Annotated in this window: 1 protein-coding gene; it reads left to right on the forward strand. The window is 72.9% G+C overall.

Annotated features, from left to right (window positions below; all coding sequences use genetic code 11):
- Positions 1-1,726: amino acid adenylation domain-containing protein (locus tag K8638_RS44125; RefSeq protein ID WP_223760800.1), on the forward strand; the 1,726-nt coding region annotated here is incomplete at both ends.

Below are 1,726 nucleotides of genomic sequence, written 5' to 3' on the forward strand. Positions count from 1 at the left end.
TGCTGGTGACGTGGAACGACACGCGCCTGCCCGAGGCGTCCGAGCGCAACATCCCGCAGGTGATTGAAGCGCAGGTGCAGCGCACGCCCGAGGCCGTGGCGCTCATCGCCGGCCAGCAGCGCTGGACGTACTCCGAGCTGCACTCGCGCGTCCTCCGTCTGGCCCACCACCTGAAGTCCCTGGGCGTCGGCCCCGAGTCCCGCGTCGGCGTCTGCATCGGCCGCTCCGCCGAGCTCGTCGTCGCCCTCATGGCCGTCCAGCGCGCAGGCGGCGCCTACGTCCCGCTCGACCCCAACTGGCCGCGCGACCGTCAGGCCCTCGTCATCGAGGACGCCGCGCCGGGCGTGCTGCTCACCACGAGCGCCCTCTCCGAGCGCCTGGGCACTTCCTCCGCGCGGGTGGTGTGCGTGGACACCGAGGCTTTCGCTCAGCAGCCCGCCTCACCCCTGCCCTGCCCGGCCTCGCTCGACAACCTCTGCGCCGTCCTCTACACGTCCGGCTCCACCGGCCGTCCCAAGGGCGTGGCGCTGACTCACCGCGGCGCCGTCGCCTTCCTGCGCTGGGCCACCCGCTCCTTCTCGCCCCTGCAGCTCTCTCGCACCCTCTTCGCCACCTCCATCAACTTCGACCTGTCCGTCTTCGAGATGTTCGCTCCGCTGTCCCGCGGCGGGGCGGTGGTGGTGGCCGACGACGCGCTGGCGCTGCCCTCGCTGCCGGCCGCCAATGAGGTGACGCTCGTCAACACGGTGCCCTCCGCCATGGCGGAGCTGGTGCGCGCCCGGGCCGTGCCCGCTTCCGTGCGCACCGTCAACCTCGCGGGCGAGGCGCTTCCCCGTCCCCTGGTGGAGGCCCTCTACGCGACGGGCACCGTGCGGGACGTCTTCAACCTCTACGGCCCCACCGAGGACACCACCTACTCCACCTGGGCCCGCGTGTCCCCAGACGCCGAGCCCACCATTGGCCGGCCTCTGTCCGACACCGCCGTCTACCTCCTCGACTCGCTGCTTCAGCCCGTGCCCGTCGGCGTCGCCGGGGAGCTGTACCTCAGCGGCGAGGGCCTGGCCCGCGGCTACCTCGGCCGGCCCGACCTCACCGCGGAGCGCTTCCTCCCCAACCCCTTCAGCTCCACTCCGGGCGCCCGCATGTACCGCACGGGCGACCTCGCCCGTTACCTGCCTGACGGCCGCATCGCCTACGTGGGCCGCGCCGACTTCCAGGTGAAGGTGCGTGGCTTCCGCATCGAGCTGGGTGAGGTGGAGGCGGCACTGGCCGCCTGCGCCGGCGTGCGCGAGTCCGTGGTGCTGGCGCGCGAGGACTCGCCCGGCCACAAGCGCCTGGTGGCCTACGTGGTGTCCGGTGAGCAGGCCCCCTCCGTGGGAGACCTGCGCACCGCGCTGGGGGAGAGGCTGCCGGCGTACATGGTGCCCTCCGCCTTCGTGGTGCTGCCGGCCCTGCCGCGCACGCCCAACGGCAAGGTGGACCGCAAGGCACTTCCCGCGCCCGACGCCGCCCAGGTGGAGCGCACGCACGAGTACGTCGCGCCGCGCACCCCCAACGAGCAGTTGCTGGCGGGCCTGTGGCGCGAGGTGCTGGGCGTCGAGCAGGTGGGCGTGCACGACGACTTCTTCGCCCTCGGTGGCCACTCGCTGCTGGCGACCCGCCTCGTGTCTCGCGTGCGCAACGTGCTGCACGTCGAGCTGCCCCTTCGTACCCTCTTCGAGGCCCC

The sequence above is a fragment of the Myxococcus sp. RHSTA-1-4 genome, assembly GCF_020037125.1.
In the GTDB taxonomy this organism is placed as follows: domain Bacteria; phylum Myxococcota; class Myxococcia; order Myxococcales; family Myxococcaceae; genus Myxococcus.